The sequence below is a fragment of the Vibrio cidicii genome (assembly GCF_009665415.1).
GTDB lineage: Bacteria > Pseudomonadota > Gammaproteobacteria > Enterobacterales > Vibrionaceae > Vibrio > Vibrio cidicii.
The window spans coordinates 1,861,366-1,879,946 of record NZ_CP035921.1 but is presented as its reverse complement, the minus strand read 5'-3'; the positions used below and the strand labels follow the sequence as shown (position 1 = coordinate 1,879,946).

The following is an 18,581-nucleotide window of genomic DNA, read 5'->3' as shown; positions in this document are numbered from 1 at the left end:
AGCTATTGAGGTGCTTTTCCCAGAAGAAAGGTAACTATTTACATAGAGCTTTCTGTCAGTTCGGGCACCATCTACGTAGGACAATTAAGCTTATCTTACGACAAACACCTACGGTCTTGGACGGAGACTGGGTCTTAATTCAAACAAGTAAAAATTTACTTAAAGAACCAAGCTTCAGCCCCAACCACAAATATTAGGCGCAAAATTATACATAATTTTTGCGCCTAAGCAAATAGATTATGCTTGAGTGCTCAGGCTAGCCTGATCAACAGCAACACCTGCACCCATAGTGGTAGAGATGCTTACTTTCTTCAGGAAAGTACCTTTCGCTGAAGATGGTTTCGCTTTCTTCAGAGCCACTAGAAGTGCTTCTAGGTTCTCTTTGATCTGCTCTGCAGAGAAGTCAGCTTTACCGATAGTAGAGTGGATGATGCCGTTTTTGTCGTTACGGTAACGAACCTGACCTGCTTTCGCGTTCTTAACCGCTTCAGCAACGTTAGGAGTTACAGTACCAACTTTAGGGTTTGGCATTAGACCGCGAGGACCTAGGATAGTACCTAGTTGACCTACAACGCGCATTGCATCTGGAGAAGCAACCACTACGTCAAAGTCCATTACGCCTTTTTTCACTTGATCAGCAAGATCTTCCATACCAACCAAATCTGCGCCCGCTGCTTTAGCAGCTTCAGCGTTTGCACCTTGTGCAAATACTGCAACGCGGATGTCACGGCCAGTACCGTGTGGCAGAACAGTTGCACCACGTACGTTTTGGTCAGATTTACGAGCGTCGATGCCTAGGTTAACAGCAACGTCTACAGACTCAACAAACTTAGCAGTAGCCAGTTCTTTCAGTAGAGCAACAGCTTCGTTGATGTCGTATTCACGAGTTGCATCAACTTTTTCGCGGATTACGCGCATGCGCTTAGTTAGTTTTGCCATGATATTAACCCTCTACCACTAGGCCCATTGAACGAGCAGTACCTGCGATAGAACGCTTCATCGCTTCGATGTCAGCACCAGTCATGTCAGCCGCTTTCGCTTCTGCAATTTCTTGGATTTGAGCGTCAGTTACAGTACCCACTTTTTCAGTGTTTGGACGACCTGAACCAGACTTGATACCTGCTGCTTTCTTAAGAAGAACTGCTGCTGGAGAAGTCTTAGTTACGAACGTGAAAGAACGGTCGCTGTATACAGTGATAACAACAGGAACAGGAAGACCTTTTTCCATTGATTCTGTTTTCGCGTTAAACGCTTTACAGAATTCCATGATGTTAACACCACGTTGACCTAGTGCAGGACCAACTGGTGGACTTGGGTTCGCCATACCAGCAGCAACTTGCAGCTTGATATAAGCTTCAACTTTCTTAGCCATGATAATACCTAAATGTTTGGGTTCAGACGCTGATCGTCGATCAGCTCCCCGTGATTAACAATTCTCTCTACTTCACTTTGAAGTAAAAAGGCGCGAAATTATAGTCATAATTCGCGCCTCAGACAACCCTTAAAAAGGTGTTTTTTTAATCAAGCTTTTCCACTTGACCAAATTCAAGCTCAACGGGTGTTGCACGACCAAAGATCGAGACAGACACTTTTACGCGGCTCTTATCGTAATCCACTTCTTCAACCGTACCATTGAAGTCCGCAAACGGACCTTCGTTGACGCGAACCACTTCTCCCACTTCGTACATAGTACGTGGACGAGGTGCTTCACTCGCTTTCTCGAGACGGTTAAGAATCGCATCTGCTTCTTTATCTGTGATAGGAGCAGGACGATCAGAAGTGCCACCTATGAAGCCCATGACACGCGGCACACTGCGAACGAGGTGCCATGATTCATCATTCATAATCATCTGAACGAGGACGTAGCCCGGGAAGAATTTGCGCTCAGATTTGCGACGCTGACCCGCGCGCATTTCAACGACTTCTTCAGTCGGCACAAGAACTTCACCAAAGTGCTCTTCCATGCCATGCATTTTGATGTGCTCACGAAGAGACTGGGCAACACGGCCTTCAAATCCAGAGAAGGCTTGAACCACATACCAGCGTTTTTTAGGAGCTTCACTCATGAATTTAAACCCTCTATACTCCGGTTGCGAAAGCAATGAGACGAACCATAATGCCGTCAATGCCCCACAGTACCAGAGCCATTACAATACTTACGGCTAAAACGATCAAAGTAGTTTGCATGGTTTCCTGACGAGTCGGCCAAACCACCTTGCGAACTTCCATACGGGATTCGCGTGCAAAAGCGATCGCTTCTTTGCCTTTTGACGTTGTTGCTGCAACGCCAAGCGCGGCAGCAATCAACACGATTACACCTGCAGCACGAACTACTACAGACATTTCACCATACAGGTAATTACCCACAACAGCAGCAGCAAGCAGTACGAAAGTGATTACCCACTTAAACGTATCCGCTGCACTTGAGCTATCAGGAGTTTCAGCATTATTTGCTTTCATAAAACCAACCTGTCACAAGTCTTACTATAGACGACAACAGCCCCGCTGTTGCAGGGCAAACACCATATCGCTGAATTTAAGCTCAGCGCACTCTTACGACTAAGCGACATTGCTCAATCACAATTCTTCACTCAAGATAACCCTGCCTAAGAAAGCAGCAAAGATTATATTGAACGTAGAAAAAGGGCATCAAATGATGCCCTTTTTACTACTGGTTCGTCAAATCTTATTCAAAGATTTTCGCAACAACACCAGCACCAACAGTACGGCCACCTTCGCGGATTGCGAAACGTAGACCTTCGTCCATTGCGATAGGTGCAATTAGCTCAACAACCATTTGGATGTTGTCGCCTGGCATTACCATTTCTACGCCTTCTGGTAGAGAGATATCACCAGTTACGTCAGTTGTACGGAAGTAGAACTGTGGACGGTAGCCTTTGAAGAATGGAGTGTGACGACCACCTTCATCTTTAGACAGTACGTATACTTCTGATTCGAACTTAGTGTGTGGAGTGATTGAACCAGGCTTCGCTAGTACTTGGCCACGTTCTACTTCATCACGCTTAGTACCACGTAGTAGTGCACCAACGTTCTCACCTGCACGACCTTCGTCTAGCAGCTTACGGAACATCTCAACACCAGTACAAGTAGTGGTTGTAGTATCTTTGATACCTACGATTGCTACTTCATCACCAACTTTCAGAATACCGCGCTCGATACGGCCAGTTACTACTGTACCACGACCTTGGATTGAGAATACGTCTTCGATTGGCATCAGGAACGGCATGTCTACTGCACGCTCTGGCTCTGGGATGTAGTTGTCTAGCGCTTCTGCTAGTTCAACGATTTTCGCTTCCCACTGCTCTTCGCCGTTTAGTGCGCCTAGTGCAGAACCTTGGATAACTGGTAGGTCATCACCTGGGAAATCGTATTCAGATAGAAGCTCACGAACTTCCATTTCTACTAGCTCTAGAAGCTCTTCATCATCAACCATGTCACATTTGTTCATGAATACGATGATGTAAGGGATACCAACCTGACGGCCTAGTAGGATGTGCTCACGAGTTTGTGGCATTGGACCATCTGTTGCAGCAACAACTAGGATACCGCCGTCCATCTGTGCAGCACCAGTGATCATGTTTTTAACATAGTCAGCGTGTCCTGGACAGTCTACGTGTGCGTAGTGACGGTTTGGTGTGTCGTACTCTACGTGAGAAGTAGAGATTGTGATACCACGCTCACGCTCTTCTGGTGCGTTATCGATAGATGCGAAGTCACGTGCTTTACCACCGTAAACTTTTGACAAAGTAGTACAGATAGCTGCAGTTAGAGTTGTTTTACCGTGGTCAACGTGGCCGATAGTACCAACGTTTACGTGCGGTTTCGTACGTTCAAATTTTTCTTTAGACATGAGTTGTCCCTCTAGGTACGGATTTAGGTGGCTTGAATGACCACGCAACCAATAATGGCGAATTTAGTACTCAAAAGGAAAAAGCAAGAGTGCTGGTGCTGATAGGCAGAATCGAACTGCCGACCTCATCCTTACCAAGGATGCGCTCTACCGACTGAGCTATATCAGCACTCAAATTAGAGTGGAGCGGGCAGCGGGAATCGAACCCGCATCATCAGCTTGGAAGGCTGAGGTAATAGCCATTATACGATGCCCGCAACACGTAACTCTGAGAGCTATTTCCTTAAGAATATGGTGGAGGGGGACGGATTCGAACCATCGAAGGCGGAGCCGGCAGATTTACAGTCTGCTCCCTTTGGCCACTCGGGAACCCCTCCAAATTTTTGTCCATTTCCTTACCTGAAGCATTCTTCAAGAGAAAATGGTGCCGACTACCGGAATCGAACTGGTGACCTACTGATTACAAGTCAGTTGCTCTACCTACTGAGCTAAGTCGGCATAAGTGGAGCGCATTCTATTGAATGATTTCTTGGCTTGCAATAGCTTTCTTGCAAAAAAACGCCATTTTTTGTTTAAAGGCAACCATTTGCTGCAAAACTATACAAACATCGCTTTTTAAACAGCAGTTTTACTATTGTGATTTGCATTCTCGAGTTCATGATGTATTTTGCATCATCTTTTAGGATTCAAATGGACATGGCGAGAAGAGTATGAGCCCATTTATGTCATTCAGTCGCGCAAATTGGTCTGATTTACGCAACTCAGTGCCAATGACGCTATCTGAAGCTGACTTAAAAGCGCTACAGGGGATCAATGAGAACCTGACTATGCAGGAGGCCGTTGAGGTTTACCTGCCACTGGCTCGTCTCCTTAACCTCTATGTCCAAGCAAGGCAGAGCCGTAACTCTGTACTGCACAAATTCCTTAATAACGAAGAGCACGCCCCTCCATTTGTGATCGGCATTGCGGGCAGTGTTGCAGTGGGAAAGAGCACCACCGCCCGTGTGCTACGTGCACTACTTGCACGTTGGGAGAATCATCCGAAAGTGGAGTTGGTCACCACCGACGGTTTTCTCTACCCGAAAAAGGTCCTGAATGAGCGCGGTATTATGCACCGCAAAGGCTTTCCTGAGTCGTATGATATGAAACGCCTTGTTCAGTTCGTCTCGGATGTGAAGGCGGGCAAACCCGATCTAACGGTACCAGTTTATTCGCATATCACTTATGACATCACTGATGAGTTGAAAACGATTGATTGTCCAGACGTGTTGATTATTGAAGGACTCAATGTTTTACAAAGTGGCATGGACTATCCCCATGATCCACACCGTGTGTTTGTCTCTGACTTTCTCGATTTTTCGATTTACGTCGATGCGCCTTGCGAGATCATTGAGCAGTGGTACATCGAACGCTTTCTTAAGTTCCGTAAAGGTGCGTTCACTGAGCCCGGTTCCTACTTCAATCACTACACTCAGCTCTCTGAGCAGCAAGCCATCGCCAAAGCTCAGCAAATTTGGCTCGATATTAACGGGTTGAATCTTCGCGAAAACATTCTACCGACCAAGGAAAGAGCACAGCTAATCTTACGCAAAGGGCCAAATCACTCGGTCGAAGAAGTGCTGGTGAGGAAATAATAACCTGCGGTTTAATTGTCCACTGGACGTAGAGATATCTCACCGCCGAGGAAACTCTGAACTCCATTCGCCGAGCTGAGCAATACCCCGCCCTGATTGTCGATGCCAACCACCTCGCCATGCACTTCTCGAGCACCCATCAGCAACTTGACCTGTCGACCGCGAAAGTTATCTAAGCGGTTCCAACGCTCAACAAATCCGGGCATACCGCTTAGTTCATACTCTTTGAGCGCTTGCTTCCAACGATTCATCAATGCGAGAGCCAACTGATTGCGATCTATCGGCGTTGCGCTCTCAATCTGGTTTAGCGCTGTCCATGGTTGATCGATACTCTCTTTGCTCTCTTGCATCAGAATGTTCAACCCCATACCGATCACCAGATGTGCCGCCCCACCCGCTTGACCAGACATTTCAACCAAAATGCCCGCCAGTTTCTTATCCTGATAATAGACATCGTTTGGCCACTTGAGTTTGACGCCTTGTATACCCAGTGATTCCAACGCTTCTACCGCGGCAATACCGACAACTAGGCTCAGTCCCATAGCAGCAGCCATCCCCGCCTCCAGTTTCCAATACATAGACATGTAGAGGTTGGCACCAAAAGGCGAAAACCACTGTCGACCTCTGCGCCCACGCCCTTGTGACTGATACTCTGCGAGACAGACATGGCCCGATTCAAGCTCTCCGATACGATTAAGTAAGTACTGATTGGTGGAATCGATCACCGGAATCAATTCGACGGGAGTGATGCTCTGCGCTTGTAATCGCGTTTCATCAAGCAGGTGTAGCGACTGGGCAAGTTGGTACCCCCGTCCCTGAATGCGATAAATGTCCAGTCCCCATTCCTGCATACCATTGATGTGCTTGGCGATGGCCGCTCGCGACATGCCCAATTCTTGCCCGAGCGCTTCACCAGAATGGAAGTCACCATCTGCCAGTTTACTGAGTAAATGCAGTTTAACGGTGTGTTCTTTTCTCATCGTCTTACCTGTTCTAGTGTGGTTTCTGCATCGCGCCCCATAAAACGGACTTCGTGTTCCAGTGCGATTTGATACGTCTCCCAGACCCGATCACACACCAGCCCAGCTAGTGCAATCACATCTTGTGCGCTGCACTCAGCAGCATTAATCAAAACCAGCGCCTGATCGGGATGCACCTGCGCGCCGCCAATCATCGTGCCTTTGAGCTGACAATGCTCAATCAGCCAGCCCGCAGCCACTTTCATTTTGTCGCCCGCAGGATAGGCGACGATGTTCGGAAACTGTTTCTGTAAATAAGCAAAGTGCTGCGCATCAATGACTGGGTTTTTAAAAAAGCTGCCTGCATTACCAAACTGTGCTGGATCTGGCAGCTTTTGCATACGCACTTGACAGACAGTGTCATAGATACGCTGAGGCGTCAGCTCATGTGCAGGAATGCTCTGTAGCGGGCCATAACTGTTCACCGCCACCCAATTTTTTTTCAGCTTAAGCCCTAGACCCACAATCACACAGCGTCCATACCACTGATGTTTAAATATCGAATCTCGGTAGCCGAAGTGGCATTCAGCGGCAGTCAATCGGCGTGGCGAATAATCCTCAAGCGATACAATATCAACATAGTCGCAGACATCTTTGAGCTCGACACCATAAGCACCAATATTCTGGATAGGCGCAGAGCCTGCACAGCCAGGGATCAAAGCTAAATTTTCTAATCCGCCGATACCTTGCTCCACGCACCATGTCACTAACTGCGGCCAATCTTCGCCGCCAGCAACGTGCAGATAGTAATAGTCGTCATCTTGCGTGAGCGTCTTCCCCATCAAACGGTTAATGATCACCACGCCAGCAAAGGGCTGAGTGAACAGCATGTTGCTGCCCTTTCCTAGCACCAACTTGGGTAATTCAGCCAAGGCGGGATTCGAGTAAACATCAATTAACTCATCAAGAGAGCTTACTTCAAGCAGATAATCGCAGTACTGCTCAATGGCAAAGGTGTGGTAAGGCTTTAAAGAAGCAGAATGTTGAATTTGCATGAGCTCTTCGTCGTAACTTAAACTGACGCCATTCTACATGACTTCAACCTAAGACGCAGTGACCATGGCAAATACAATTCGCATTGAGCGGCTAGATCCCATCAAACTTCCTCTGGTAAAAAAGCTCTACAAGTCCTATTACCCCAGCGCAAAAGCCAAAACTGACGAACAAGTGATTGTTGCCTATCAAGAGCATCAATTGGTCGGGCTGGTCCGCTTCAAACCGATAGAAGAGTGGCTATTGTTGACTGGTATGCTGGTCATCCCAACGCACAGACAGCAGGGAATTGGCCACGCACTTTTGTCTTATTGCCGGGAAAACGCTCTCAACAGTCACTGTTATTGCTTTGCTTACCCCCATTTACCGCCCTTTTATGCGCAGCATGGTTTTAAGACGATTGAGCTTGATGTCCTGCCTAACTCTCTGAAACAAAAGTACCTGCGCTACTGTGAAAGTGGTAAAGATCTCATTCCTATGCAATTCATCGACGATTAAATGCAAACAGCCACTGCATTTCTGGTAATGAATTTAAGATGTTTGGTAGAATGGCCAACTCGCAATACTGCACATAACTAAGGTAATACACCCCATATGATGGCTAGCAGGAATCCGTTTGCCCAGCTTCCGGCAGTCGCTGTAAATGCAGACGCTCTGGAAGTTCTTCACTCGGCAAAAGACTTCAGAATCCGTTTATTGGATGAAATCGCCAAAGCGACGTCTCGTATTTATCTGGTTGCGCTCTACTTAGAAGACGATGAAGCAGGAAGAGAAATTCTCACCGCGCTTTATGAAGCCAAGCAACGTAACCCCGGCCTCGATATCAATGTTTGTGTTGACTGGCATAGAGCCCAACGCGGATTGATCGGCGCAGAAAAGTCGGAAGGCAATGCCGCATTCTACAAAGCTTATGCGCAAAAATATCAACATAAAATCCCCGTGTATGGCATCCCGGTACGAGGACGTGAAGTCTTCGGCGTACTACACCTAAAAGGATTCGTGATTGATGATACCGTGATCTACAGCGGTGCCAGCCTCAATAACGTCTATTTGCAATATAGTGAGCGCTATCGTTTTGATCGCTATCATTTAATTAAAAATGAAAACTTAGCAGACAGCATGGTTAACTTTGTGCAGCAACAGATGATCGCACACCCTGCCGTCAATGACCTTTGCTGTAGCAATAAACCTGAAACCAAAGAGATCAAAGCGGCGATACGTCAATTGCGCTCTTCACTGGCTCAAGCTCGCTATCATTTTGACAGTCAAGTGGCCGAAAAAGACCAGTTTTACATCACACCACTGGTTGGCTTGGGCAAGCGACGTAACTTGCTCAACCAAAATGTCGCCAAGCTCATTGAAGCGGCGCAAAACGAAATTTTCATTTGCACCCCTTATTTCAATTTCCCTAAAGAAATTGCGCGGGGGATCAAACGAGCACTCAAGCGCGGCGTCAAAGTGACCATTGTGGTGGGTGATAAAACGGCAAACGATTTTTATATCGCGCCAGACAAAGAGTTTAAGACCATCGGCGGCCTGCCCTATTTATACGAAGTTAACTTACGTAAATTTGCCAAAGCTTTTGAAGCGCAAATCGCCGCGAGAAATCTCTCTATCCGCCTTTGGAAGCATGAAGACAATAGTTTCCATCTCAAAGGCATTTGGGTGGATAAACGTTATATGCTATTAACGGGCAATAACTTGAATCCGCGCGCTTGGGCGCTCGACCTAGAAAACGGCCTCTTGATTCGTGACGATTACGCGCAGTTAACGGATAAATTTGACGCTGAGATGGAAAACATCTTGCAACATACACAGCTTGTCTGCACATACAAACAACTAGAAAAACTTGAAGATTACCCGATATTGGTGCAAAAACTCGTGCGTAAGATCACTCGCATCAAAGCAGACGGTGTCTTGAAGAGAATCCTTTAGTCCTTTTTCCTCTTTCCGTTATGGCCTTAACCTTGTTAAGGCCATTTTTTATCTTTAAAAACAGACCACTATCCTAGAATTCAGATCATTTCCGATGCTGAAGCCTATTTTTCGAATAAGCCTTCCCCACCGCGGTCCCAACACGCCCTAGAGCAATGAACGGATTTCTTCGACAGTTATACCCATCGATTTTATGTCAGGCACGGCCAACAAAAAAAACATGGCATAGAAACTGCATTCATATGAAAGACCAATATTTGAGAGACATTTATCAACAGTGGTATTGGGTTCTACTTTCTAACAATCACGGCTTAGAGGTGTAAATCGTGAAACAAAAAATCCTTATTTTAACGCTTTTGGCTAGTACTTCGATGGCGGCAAACGCTGACTCGATTCTTTATGGCGGCGTGACTGGCGGCAGCGCTCATTATGGCGAGGGCTATGGTAATGACCTCCTCTATGGAGTACGCATCGGCAGCGGCATTTTGCCTTTTCTTGATGTCGAAGCCGGTTATATGAATTTAGGTCAGGGAGAGAGCGACGGCACGACCGTGGACACCAGCACCAAGTTTGTCGCCATCAAGCCAACCCTGACCTTACCTATGGTCGATATTTATGCACGTGCAGGCTTGCATCAATGGGATGCTGACGCAAAGTACATGAGCCTAACTTCTAGCGAAGACGGTACCGATGCGATGTTTGGTGTCGGTTTTGACTACTTCATCAGCGACTATTTCTCTATCGGTGCCAGTTACACTCGCTACAATATCGACGACGGCGAAATAGATGGCTATGAGCTCAATGCCACTTTTCATCTAGACCTGCTTTGATGGCTTAGCGCCGATAACCCATTAAAACATGTGACTCAGAAAACTTCTGCCATCGTCATTCCCAACTCAGTGGCAGGAGTTTTCCGGCAAGTTCGCGCCCTTGGTTAGAATGCACAGATTTAAGATACGGACAAATCTCTGCGTCAGCTCTGATTCCCAAAATGAAAGCCAAGATAGTACTGCGGCTTGAGTCTTGGTTACGGTATAGTTACTGCTTTCCATTTAACTCATCGTCCTGCGCTATTTTTCATGTTCATTCGCAATACACTTTATTCTTTTCTGGCTCTTGTTACTGCCGCAATCACCAGTAAATGCATAGCATTAATGACGTTCTCTCAACTTCCTGTTGCCCTCCTCTCTGGCGCAGGGTTTGAAGCCTTGCTCTATGGTCTCCGTTTTGACGCCACCATTGCGGCCATGCTGAGTGCACCGATTTTTCTTACCAGTCTGCTATTGATGCCGCTTAAACTCGATTTGCGCCCGTTATTGCGCGTGTTACTTTGTTTAGCGATTGTTTGGATTGTCGGCAGCAGTTTTGCGGATTCGATATACGCGAAAGACGCCAGCAAACATGTCACTTTCGAACTGTTTACCGCGCAAGGGATGGAAAGCGAACTACTGGTCACGGCCCTAAAAAGTTATTGGGCGACGATGCTAATTGGTACGCTTTGGTTGCTTGTTTGTCTGTTCATCGTCTGTAAATACCTCCCATTGTGCAATCAACGCAGCACTCGGTGGTATAGCAATATAGCGTTCTCTCTGTTGTGGATACTGGTCACTGTAAGCCTAATCCGTGGCGGCTGGGGGGATGCGCCGCAAACGCCAATGCGCGCCTACAATATTGGCAATAGTGAACAAGCCTTTATTGCTTGGAGTGCGCCCTACAGCATTACTTACTACCTATCAAACGGTGACCGTGCGGCGATCAAAAAGATCACCAGCGATCCTAGTTCTGAACAGATCGCCATGTGGCAACAAGCTATAGAGGTACCGCAATCCGCAAAACTGGATGGGCTCAAGCAGGCGAATATCATCATGATTTTGCTGGAAAGTTGGCCTGCTTATGACATGCACAGCTACGCGGGTGACGTCGATGCAACGCCTTTTTTTGATAGCCTTCGTCAACGTTCTTTCTCCACCTTCTCAAGCTACGCCGATGGCTATCGAACCGTGCAAGGGATGTTCGCTACGTTCTGCTCGTATCCCAACCCGACCAGCGGCATCATTTCAACCAGTCAGCTACAAAATGCGCAATACATCTGCTTGCCGCATATTTTGCGCCAACAAGGCTGGCAAACCACGTTTATACAAGGAAGCGCCAAGGGCAAGGTTGGCTCATTCGCGCAAACGCTCGGCTTCGCGGAATCGTTCGGTAAGCACGATTACCCGTTTGAAGGCGTACATAATGAGTGGGGGTATATGGATGGCGATATTTATCGCTTCTCGCTTGGACAAATCGATCGCTTGAGTCAGTCTCAACAGCCCTTTTTCCTTACCATCAATACGGGCACTACACATGGCTCATTTCTGCCTGAACAAGATGGCTATACGTTTGGTCGAGAGACGCAAATCGATGAGCGACGTAGCGTGATGCATCATGCGGATCAAGCGCTCAGCCAATTTATTCCACAGCTTGATGCAAAACTGGCTCAGCTAGACAAACCAACACTGGTAATTTTGCTTGCGGATCACACAGCCAAAACCGTAAAGGGCGGCTTTGTGAAAAACGCGATTCCTTTTTTGATGTACGCCTCGGATAAATCTATCCCAAATCAAACTCGGTCCATCACCGCTTCACAACGTGACGTCGGTGCGACCGCACTCGATTGGTTGGGCGGCTACGTACCTTGGTTTACCGGCCACAGCTTGCTAGACCCTAACTACGCCGGGCGTGCCAGTTTTGCCTTCGGCACCGGCTTTTTCTGGATGAGCAAAGAGCATGGCATTGCCATCAACGCAGAGACAGGGGAGCTCGCCCAGTGCTTCGAAATAGGAGCAGATACCGTAAGTAAAAAAACCGTTGCCTGCGATCAGCCTTGGGCCAACGCCCTATTTGAGGAAGCGAGTTATTACAACAGCATATCGCAATATTTATTGTTCAAAGGGCGCAGTACCGATTATCGCGCTCGCCGGAACTGAGTGGATAACAAAACAGCAGCCTAGGCTGCTGTTTTGTTTTATGCGCTGCGCTGCGCTTGGGCGGCTTGTTCGGCCTGACGCTTACGTTTGCGATATTTTGGATGGGTAATGGGAATCGCAGCAAGGAGTTTCTTGGTGTAGTCGTTTTGTGGATTGGCGTACACCTCTTTGGCGCTGCCCTCTTCCACCACTTTACCAAAATACATCACCGCCACTTTGTCCGAAACGTGTTTCACCACCGAGAGATCGTGGGAGATAAAGATGATCGCCAAGTTCATCTCTTTTTGCAGTTGCAGCAATAAGTTGAGGATCTGCGCCTGCACCGACACATCGAGCGCCGAGACCGATTCATCACAAATCAGCAACTTCGGTTTCAGAGCAATCGCACGCGCGATACCGATACGCTGACGCTGACCGCCAGAAAACTCATGTGGATAACGGTTAACCGCCTCAACTGGCAAGCCTACTTTGACCAGCAGCTCTTTGACCCACTCTTTACGCTCAGCGGGCGTGCCGATACGGTGAATGATATACGGCTCTTCTAAAATCATCCCAACCGTATGGCGCTGATTAAGTGATTCCATCGGATCTTGAAAGACAATCTGCATGTCGCGGCGCAGCGGACGCATCTCCCGTGCCGACAGCTTGGTGATGTCACGCCCGGCAAAAAATATCTGCCCTTCGGTCGGCTCATACAGCTTTAAAATCGTCCGGCCAAGGGTACTTTTTCCGCAGCCCGACTCACCGACTAAACCCAAAGTCTCGCCTTCACACACCGAGAGCGAGACGCCATCAACCGCTTTAACCGTGTAGCCTTTACTAAACAGCTTTTTGCCGGAAACAAAGTGCTGCTTGAGGTTTTCAATACGTAGAACTTCTTTACTCATCCCTGCTTTCCTTAGTTGGTGGCAAACATGCTGGCATCGATCGGTTTGATATCAATCATCTGCTTGGGCTCACTGTCCAAACTTGGCATCAGCCCCATCAAACGTTCCGTGTATGGGTGCTGCGGGTTATCAAACAGCTCGAAAATTTCCGCTTGTTCCACAATTCGGCCGCCATACATCACCGCCACGTCGTCGCACACTTCGGCAACCACGCCGAGATCGTGCGTGATGAAAATCATCGCCATGCCAGTCTCTTGTTGCAGTTCATTCATCAAGTCGAGAATCGACGCCTGCACTGTCACATCCAGTGCCGTGGTCGGCTCATCACAAATCAGTACATCCGGTTTACACGCCAGCGCCATAGCGATCATCACACGCTGACGCATCCCGCCCGAGAGATTGTGCGGGTACTCATTGAGTCTCTTCTCTGGCATCGGAATGCGCACTTTTTTCAGCATCTCTAAGGCGTATTCATTGCGTGCCCGTTTGTCGAGCTCAGGACGATGCAGTTCCAACACTTCATTGATCTGCCGGCCAATGCTGTGCACCGGATTGAGCGCCGTCATCGGATCCTGAAAGATGATGGAGATACGATCGCCGCGCATCGCATACATCTCTTGCGCAGGCAGATTAACCAGGTTAGTGCCGCGATAGAGGATTTCACCGTTGACCACTTGGCCATAAGGCTTGGGCAGCAGGCCCATGATCGCCATTGAGGTGACGCTTTTACCACTGCCCGATTCGCCTACTAGCCCCAAAGTGCGCCCGGCACGCACATCAAAATTCACCCCGTGCAGCACCTTAACCGGGCCGTCATCGGTGATAAACGAGACCTCTAAATCTCGCACGCTCAAAATCACATCTTGCTGCATGACTACTCCTTACAACTTATAGGTGTCGTCGATAATCGTCACGGGTTCAAAGGTTTTGCCCGATTTGAGCGCTTTTTCCGTCTCTTTTTTCACTTGTGGATCAATCCAGAAGGTACCAAAACCGAGCGCGCCACCGCTGCTAAACAAGGTTTCAGTTTTCTTGGTCATCGCTGGCATCGGGAATTTTAGCCAGCGCCAATACCCCATGCGGATATAAGGCACCATGTAGCCGGGGACGATCACGTTGGCATCGCCGACAATCTGCTGGATCTGCTGCGAGTAGCGATACTTCTTCTCCATATCGAACTCGTTTTTGTAGGCCATAATCAGTTTGTCCAGCTCTGGAGTACTGAAGTTAGTGAAGTTATTGGTTTGTGGGCGATTGGCATTGACTGAGTGGAAATATTCCCAATACGCCGGTGTCGTTGAGGCACTCATATCCAAAAACGCCAGTTGATGTTTTTTCTCCAGCATGAATTTGAACGCCGAAGAGCCATCCACCAGCTTGAGTTCAAACTCCAAACCCGCTTTTTTCGCTTGCTCTTTCAGGTAAGCGATACGCGGCGTGTGGTGTGCATAGGCGTAGGTAATGGCAAAACTGAGGCGCTGACCTTGCTGATTGACACGGATCCCATCTGGGCCGATTTGATCAAAACCCGCCGCTTCAAAATAGCGAATCGCTTTTTCTGGGTTAAACTCCGGAGCTTTGGCATTTGGCAAGTCGTACTTCCCGTGCCCCGTACCCAACGCGTGCGGCTTACGTGAGTAGTCTCCGCGCGTAATTTTTTCAATCATGCCGTCGTAATCAGTGGCGTAACTGATGCCGCGACGCACGTTGAGATCATCCAACAGCGGCGTGGCAACGTTCATCCATAAGCCGCCTGCGCCCTCTGGCAGTTGGCTGTAGCCCCAGAATTTATGAATGTAGCCTTTCTGGTACGGCTCGCCGTTGGATTTGTCGTGCCACAATTCAGGCAGGACTAGAGCGAACGAATCGAGATCACCTTTTTCGAAATGCTTCATCGCGATGTCGTTGTCACGAATGACGTTAATGCGAATTTTTTCCACATTGTAGCGATGTTGATAATATTGGTTGCTGTACCCCCACCAATCTTGCCCAACGTGCTCAAAAGTCACGCTTTTACCTTTTTTGATGTCGTCCAGATAGTAGGCGCCGGTAGTTGGCTCAGCTTTGAAGTTGTACTTGCGCACATAGTTGTCATCAATACCGTCGCCGTTTTCATCTTTACTCGGGTTGGCATAGAAATGGGCCGGACGTGGGCGTAAGCCGCCTAACGTCTCAAGCAGGTCTTCTGGGTTTTTCTCCTGCTTACTCACCACCATCAAGGTGTGCGCATCGATCTTTTGTACATCGCTCACCACGTTGGTGTAGTACTCGTTATACCAAGGGGCGACCAGATCTTTGGAGCGATAAAACTTAAGCATAAAGACGAAATCGTCGGCGGTGACTGGTTTTCCGTCGGACCATTTGGCTTTGGGATTGAGTTTAAAGTAGACGGTTTTGTTGTCGCCCGTCAGCGCCCATTCGTTCGCCAGTGCGGGGATCCACGCATCCGTGTTGGGGTGACGGTCCAGCAATCCTGGCGTTTCATCGAGTATGTAGTAGCGCAGGCCAGAGTTGGAATCGGGGCCGACGCTGCGCAGCGTTTGTGGAAAGCTTTGCATGTAGGTGCGCAAGGTGCCACCAAATTTCGCTTCGCTTGAAGCAAACAGCGGCTCATTCCAGTTGGTCTGCCAGTTGAGATCCGCAGGTAAAGTGGCGGCGTACAAGCCGCTACTTAACAACGATAAGGTGGCCGCTAACATTGATTTTTTCATTATGATATCCCTATGAATTCCAGTCCCTTGTCCCATGGTATCAGACATAGCGGGTAAACTTCTTCGGATCGAACGCAGCGCGTATCGCTTCTCCGATGAAGGTCACCATCACTAGCACCGCGACAATCGATGCCACGACCGAAGAGACGATCCAAGGTGCATCCAGATTCGATTTCCCCTGCTGCAATAGCTCGCCCCAGCTCGGCGTCGGCGGCATTAGCCCCAGCCCAAGGTAATCTAGGGCCGTCAGCGCGGTAATGTTGCCAGCAATGGTGAACGGCGCGAGTGTTACGATCATCACCATGGTATTGGGCAGAATGTGGTTAAACAGAATACGCCCGGTCGAGGCGCCCAGCGCACGGGCTGCCATCACGTACTCACGCGCCGACTCTTTATAGGTCATGGTACGCATGTACCAAGTCATGCCCATCCAGCCAAACAGCACGTTGATGCCGACAAACAGGGCAAAGGTTGGCTGCACAATAGAGACTAAAATCATGATGACGTACAAAAACGGCACCATCGACCACACTTCAATCAAGCGTTGCACAAATAGGTCAAACTTGCCGCCCCAATATCCCATAGCGCAGCCGACTGTCGTGCCTATCGCGTAGGAGATAATCATCGTCAGCAAGGCAAAACCCATCGCAGTGCGAAAGCCGTACACCAGACGCGCCAAAATGTCGCGGCCAATCACATCCGTGCCCAAGTAGTGCTTGCTTTGTGCATCCGGAGCAGTGGGTGGGTAATCGCCAGAAAAGTCCTGCTCGTACGGGTTCCAAGGCACCAGCGGTAACAGGACGAAATTATCGCCCCCTTGCTCGGCAAACTGCTTTTGCAGCTCACGGTAGTTGGCTTCGCTGGCCGACTCTTGGCCAAATTCACTGCCCGTGCGCACATCGCTAAACACTGGGAAAAAATACTCGTCTTGATATTTCACCACCAGCGCTTTGCTGTTAATCAACAGCTCGGCAAACAGTGACAACACCAGCATGATCGACAGCAGCACGAAGGAGTAGTAACCCCGCTTGATGGCTTTAAAACTGCGGATTTTCTTTTGCGTTAATGGACTCAATGTGATCATCGTCTAGGCTCCAAATTTCACACGTGGGTCGACCAGAGCGACACAGATATCAGAAATGATGTTGCCAAGCAGCAAGAGCGCCGCGTTGATCGCCACTATGCCCATCACCACCGGGTAATCGCGCTCAATGATCGACTCATAACCCAACAGGCCAATGCCGTCGATGTTGAAAATCACTTCAATCAAAAAGGCACCGGTCATAAAAAACAGCAGTGAGTTACCAAAGTGGCTGGCAATCGGAATCAAGCTGTTGCGCAGTGCGTGCTTACGTACCGCTGTCTGGAATGGTAAGCCTTTGGCAATTGCGGTGCGGATGTAGTCTGAAGAGAGGTTTTCCATCAGGTTGTTTTTCATCGTCAGCGTTAGGGTGGCGAAATCGCCGATCAAGTAACAGATCAGCGGCAGCACCGCATGCCACATCACATCCTGCGCGCGCTCGAAAAAGGTTTCCAGATCGTCAAAATCATCGCCGACAAAGCCCCCCATTGGGAACCACTCTAAATGATAAGAAAACAAGGTAATCAGCAGCACGCCAACCACATAGCCGGGCAAGGCATAGCCAACAAAAATCAGTATCGAGGAGGCGGAATCAAACACGGAACCGTGTTTAAGCGCCTTGTAATACCCCAAGGGTATCGAGATGAAATAGCTGATAAAAAAGGTCATGCCGCCATAAAACAGCGACACCGGAAGGCGCTCGGCAATCATCTCGCCCACCGGCTCGTAATAGCGCGTGGATTCGCCAAAATCGAACACCGCCAGTTTGCTCAGCCACTCGACGTAGGCTTGCAGTACTGGCTTATCCAGGCCGTAAAACGCGTTCAACTCCGCCATCTGTTCATCTGACAGCGCCGAGTTGCCGCCGGCTGTGGTCATCGCTGCGGCACCATCGCCTTGCGACTGCATTTTTGACAGCATGCGTTCAACTGGCCCACCGGGAACAAATCGAGTGATAGCAAAGATAAGGATCGTGATCCCAAGGAAGGTGGGGATCACCAACGCCAAACGGCGTAGAAAATACGACAGCATATACAACTCACTCCATGTCACTGTGCAGAATCGGCAAGTAAGGAAAACAATGAAATCATCCACACCGACGCGTGGAATCAACGATAGACCGCTAAACCTGTCGAAGTGTTCATCCTAAACAGCCTCAATCTCTGGTTTTCGACTCTGACGCCCGATAATCAGCGCCATATTTATATCGAAATCCCCAAAGCTTCAAGTGTTTATCGCCAAAACATGACAAACCACCGACACTCTCAACCTTCTGCGTCTCTATTGGTAAAAAAAAATAAAAATCTGGGTTTTTAGCAACTACAGAACATCAACCTGTTTAGTTTAGAGCTCTAACACTACATAAAAACGCAAAAAATGAGTATAAAAAACCACCAATAGCACAGGCAATAAAACACTATAAATGAGCATGAGCTCTTGTATCAACAGGGGTATCATAATTTGATACCACTCGACTCACC

Annotated in this window: 17 protein-coding genes and 4 tRNA genes; 5 read left to right on the top strand and 16 right to left on the bottom strand. The window is 48.4% G+C overall.

Translation table 11 applies throughout. The annotated features are described in order from the left end of the window. Positions 1–237: 237 nt before the first annotated feature. The 9 genes from rplA to EWA64_RS09565 all read right to left on the bottom strand — a co-directional run bounded on the left by rplA (position 238) and on the right by EWA64_RS09565 (position 4,369). Positions 238–939 carry a 50S ribosomal protein L1 gene (gene rplA, locus EWA64_RS09605; protein WP_061894844.1) on the bottom strand — a complete coding sequence of 234 codons (702 nt, stop codon included), beginning with the start codon at positions 937–939 and terminating at the stop codon, positions 238–240. 4 nt (positions 940–943) lie between these two features. Then, complete coding sequence (rplK, locus tag EWA64_RS09600; protein WP_011079197.1) at positions 944–1,372, bottom strand: 50S ribosomal protein L11; 429 nt, start codon at positions 1,370–1,372, stop codon at positions 944–946. A 145-nt stretch (positions 1,373–1,517) separates the two neighbouring features. Beyond that, positions 1,518–2,066, bottom strand: coding sequence for a transcription termination/antitermination protein NusG (nusG, locus tag EWA64_RS09595; protein ID WP_045569339.1), 549 nt, complete (start codon positions 2,064–2,066; stop codon positions 1,518–1,520). A gap of 13 nt (positions 2,067–2,079) precedes the next feature. Continuing rightward, the gene (gene secE, locus EWA64_RS09590) at positions 2,080–2,460 is read right to left on the bottom strand and encodes a preprotein translocase subunit SecE (RefSeq protein ID WP_039431528.1); all 381 of its coding nucleotides are present in this window, start codon (positions 2,458–2,460) and stop codon (positions 2,080–2,082) included. 226 nt (positions 2,461–2,686) lie between these two features. Beyond that, complete coding sequence (tuf, locus tag EWA64_RS09585) at positions 2,687–3,871, bottom strand: elongation factor Tu (RefSeq protein WP_061900646.1); 1,185 nt, start codon at positions 3,869–3,871, stop codon at positions 2,687–2,689. Positions 3,872–3,964: 93 nt separating this feature from the next. Further along, a tRNA-Thr gene (locus EWA64_RS09580) sits at positions 3,965–4,040 on the bottom strand. A gap of 13 nt (positions 4,041–4,053) precedes the next feature. Continuing rightward, positions 4,054–4,128, bottom strand: a tRNA-Gly gene (locus tag EWA64_RS09575). 35 nt (positions 4,129–4,163) lie between these two features. Beyond that, positions 4,164–4,248, bottom strand: a tRNA-Tyr gene (locus tag EWA64_RS09570). A gap of 45 nt (positions 4,249–4,293) precedes the next feature. Further along, positions 4,294–4,369: transfer RNA gene (locus EWA64_RS09565), tRNA-Thr, on the bottom strand. A gap of 212 nt (positions 4,370–4,581) precedes the next feature. Between EWA64_RS09565 and coaA the strand changes: the two genes are divergently transcribed. Beyond that, positions 4,582–5,505 carry a type I pantothenate kinase gene (gene coaA, locus EWA64_RS09560; RefSeq protein WP_061893605.1) on the top strand — a complete coding sequence of 308 codons (924 nt, stop codon included), beginning with the start codon at positions 4,582–4,584 and terminating at the stop codon, positions 5,503–5,505. 11 nt (positions 5,506–5,516) lie between these two features. Here the strand turns inward: coaA and birA are convergent, their stop codons facing one another. Both birA and murB read right to left on the bottom strand, forming a co-directional pair. Further along, the gene (gene birA / locus EWA64_RS09555) at positions 5,517–6,485 is read right to left on the bottom strand and encodes a bifunctional biotin--[acetyl-CoA-carboxylase] ligase/biotin operon repressor BirA (RefSeq protein WP_061893604.1); all 969 of its coding nucleotides are present in this window, start codon (positions 6,483–6,485) and stop codon (positions 5,517–5,519) included. Then, positions 6,482–7,519, bottom strand: coding sequence for a UDP-N-acetylmuramate dehydrogenase (gene murB, locus EWA64_RS09550; RefSeq protein ID WP_061893603.1), 1,038 nt, complete (start codon positions 7,517–7,519; stop codon positions 6,482–6,484). The genes birA and murB overlap by 4 nt, the downstream gene beginning before the upstream one ends. Positions 7,520–7,583: 64 nt before the next feature. On the opposite strand from murB, the gene EWA64_RS09545 reads away from it, so the two are divergent. The 4 genes from EWA64_RS09545 to EWA64_RS09530 all read left to right on the top strand — a co-directional run bounded on the left by EWA64_RS09545 (position 7,584) and on the right by EWA64_RS09530 (position 12,421). Continuing rightward, a complete protein-coding gene (locus EWA64_RS09545) occupies positions 7,584–8,015 on the top strand; it encodes a GNAT family N-acetyltransferase (protein ID WP_061893602.1) in 432 nt (143 codons plus the stop codon). A gap of 96 nt (positions 8,016–8,111) precedes the next feature. Continuing rightward, a complete protein-coding gene (gene pssA, locus EWA64_RS09540) occupies positions 8,112–9,452 on the top strand; it encodes a CDP-diacylglycerol--serine O-phosphatidyltransferase (protein WP_061893601.1) in 1,341 nt (446 codons plus the stop codon). Between the two features lie 326 nt (positions 9,453–9,778). Continuing rightward, the gene (locus EWA64_RS09535) at positions 9,779–10,282 is read left to right on the top strand and encodes an outer membrane beta-barrel protein (RefSeq protein WP_061893600.1); all 504 of its coding nucleotides are present in this window, start codon (positions 9,779–9,781) and stop codon (positions 10,280–10,282) included. A 324-nt stretch (positions 10,283–10,606) separates the two neighbouring features. Continuing rightward, entirely contained in the window at positions 10,607–12,421 is a 1,815-nt protein-coding gene (locus tag EWA64_RS09530) for an LTA synthase family protein (protein WP_244881418.1), read from the top strand. Positions 12,422–12,459: 38 nt separating this feature from the next. Here EWA64_RS09530 and EWA64_RS09525 read toward each other — a convergent pair whose 3' ends face one another. The 5 genes from EWA64_RS09525 to EWA64_RS09505 are packed head-to-tail and all read right to left on the bottom strand — an operon-like array spanning position 12,460 to position 18,132. Further along, a complete protein-coding gene (locus tag EWA64_RS09525; protein WP_081946352.1) occupies positions 12,460–13,308 on the bottom strand; it encodes an ABC transporter ATP-binding protein in 849 nt (282 codons plus the stop codon). A gap of 11 nt (positions 13,309–13,319) precedes the next feature. Beyond that, positions 13,320–14,180 (bottom strand): ABC transporter ATP-binding protein, encoded by an 861-nt coding sequence (locus EWA64_RS09520; protein WP_061893598.1) that lies wholly within the window; start codon positions 14,178–14,180, stop codon positions 13,320–13,322. A gap of 9 nt (positions 14,181–14,189) precedes the next feature. Continuing rightward, a complete protein-coding gene (locus tag EWA64_RS09515) occupies positions 14,190–16,019 on the bottom strand; it encodes an extracellular solute-binding protein (protein WP_061893597.1) in 1,830 nt (609 codons plus the stop codon). A gap of 40 nt (positions 16,020–16,059) precedes the next feature. Then, positions 16,060–17,103: an ABC transporter permease gene (locus EWA64_RS09510; RefSeq protein ID WP_061893596.1), complete on the bottom strand. Its 1,044-nt coding sequence runs from the start codon at positions 17,101–17,103 to the stop codon at positions 16,060–16,062. Positions 17,104–17,106: 3 nt separating this feature from the next. Continuing rightward, positions 17,107–18,132, bottom strand: a complete 1,026-nt coding sequence (locus tag EWA64_RS09505) for an ABC transporter permease subunit (protein ID WP_061893595.1) — start codon at positions 18,130–18,132, stop codon at positions 17,107–17,109. Positions 18,133–18,581: the final 449 nt, after the last annotated feature.

Excerpts from the sequence above, each read along its gene's own strand:
- tuf (WP_061900646.1), bottom strand. The coding sequence starts at position 3,871 with ATGTCTAAAGAAAAATTTGAACGTACGAAACCGCACGTAAACGTTGGT.
- EWA64_RS09520 (WP_061893598.1), bottom strand. The coding sequence starts at position 14,180 with ATGCAGCAAGATGTGATTTTGAGCGTGCGAGATTTAGAGGTCTCGTTT.
- EWA64_RS09530 (WP_244881418.1), top strand. The coding sequence starts at position 10,607 with ATGACGTTCTCTCAACTTCCTGTTGCCCTCCTCTCTGGCGCAGGGTTT.
- EWA64_RS09515 (WP_061893597.1), bottom strand. The coding sequence starts at position 16,019 with ATGAAAAAATCAATGTTAGCGGCCACCTTATCGTTGTTAAGTAGCGGC.
- pssA (WP_061893601.1), top strand. The coding sequence starts at position 8,112 with ATGATGGCTAGCAGGAATCCGTTTGCCCAGCTTCCGGCAGTCGCTGTA.
- secE (WP_039431528.1), bottom strand. The coding sequence starts at position 2,460 with ATGAAAGCAAATAATGCTGAAACTCCTGATAGCTCAAGTGCAGCGGAT.
- EWA64_RS09510 (WP_061893596.1), bottom strand. The coding sequence starts at position 17,103 with ATGATCACATTGAGTCCATTAACGCAAAAGAAAATCCGCAGTTTTAAA.
- EWA64_RS09545 (WP_061893602.1), top strand. The coding sequence starts at position 7,584 with ATGGCAAATACAATTCGCATTGAGCGGCTAGATCCCATCAAACTTCCT.
- EWA64_RS09505 (WP_061893595.1), bottom strand. The coding sequence starts at position 18,132 with ATGCTGTCGTATTTTCTACGCCGTTTGGCGTTGGTGATCCCCACCTTC.
- birA (WP_061893604.1), bottom strand. The coding sequence starts at position 6,485 with ATGAGAAAAGAACACACCGTTAAACTGCATTTACTCAGTAAACTGGCA.
- rplA (WP_061894844.1), bottom strand. The coding sequence starts at position 939 with ATGGCAAAACTAACTAAGCGCATGCGCGTAATCCGCGAAAAAGTTGAT.
- nusG (WP_045569339.1), bottom strand. The coding sequence starts at position 2,066 with ATGAGTGAAGCTCCTAAAAAACGCTGGTATGTGGTTCAAGCCTTCTCT.
- EWA64_RS09525 (WP_081946352.1), bottom strand. The coding sequence starts at position 13,308 with ATGAGTAAAGAAGTTCTACGTATTGAAAACCTCAAGCAGCACTTTGTT.
- murB (WP_061893603.1), bottom strand. The coding sequence starts at position 7,519 with ATGCAAATTCAACATTCTGCTTCTTTAAAGCCTTACCACACCTTTGCC.
- coaA (WP_061893605.1), top strand. The coding sequence starts at position 4,582 with ATGAGCCCATTTATGTCATTCAGTCGCGCAAATTGGTCTGATTTACGC.
- rplK (WP_011079197.1), bottom strand. The coding sequence starts at position 1,372 with ATGGCTAAGAAAGTTGAAGCTTATATCAAGCTGCAAGTTGCTGCTGGT.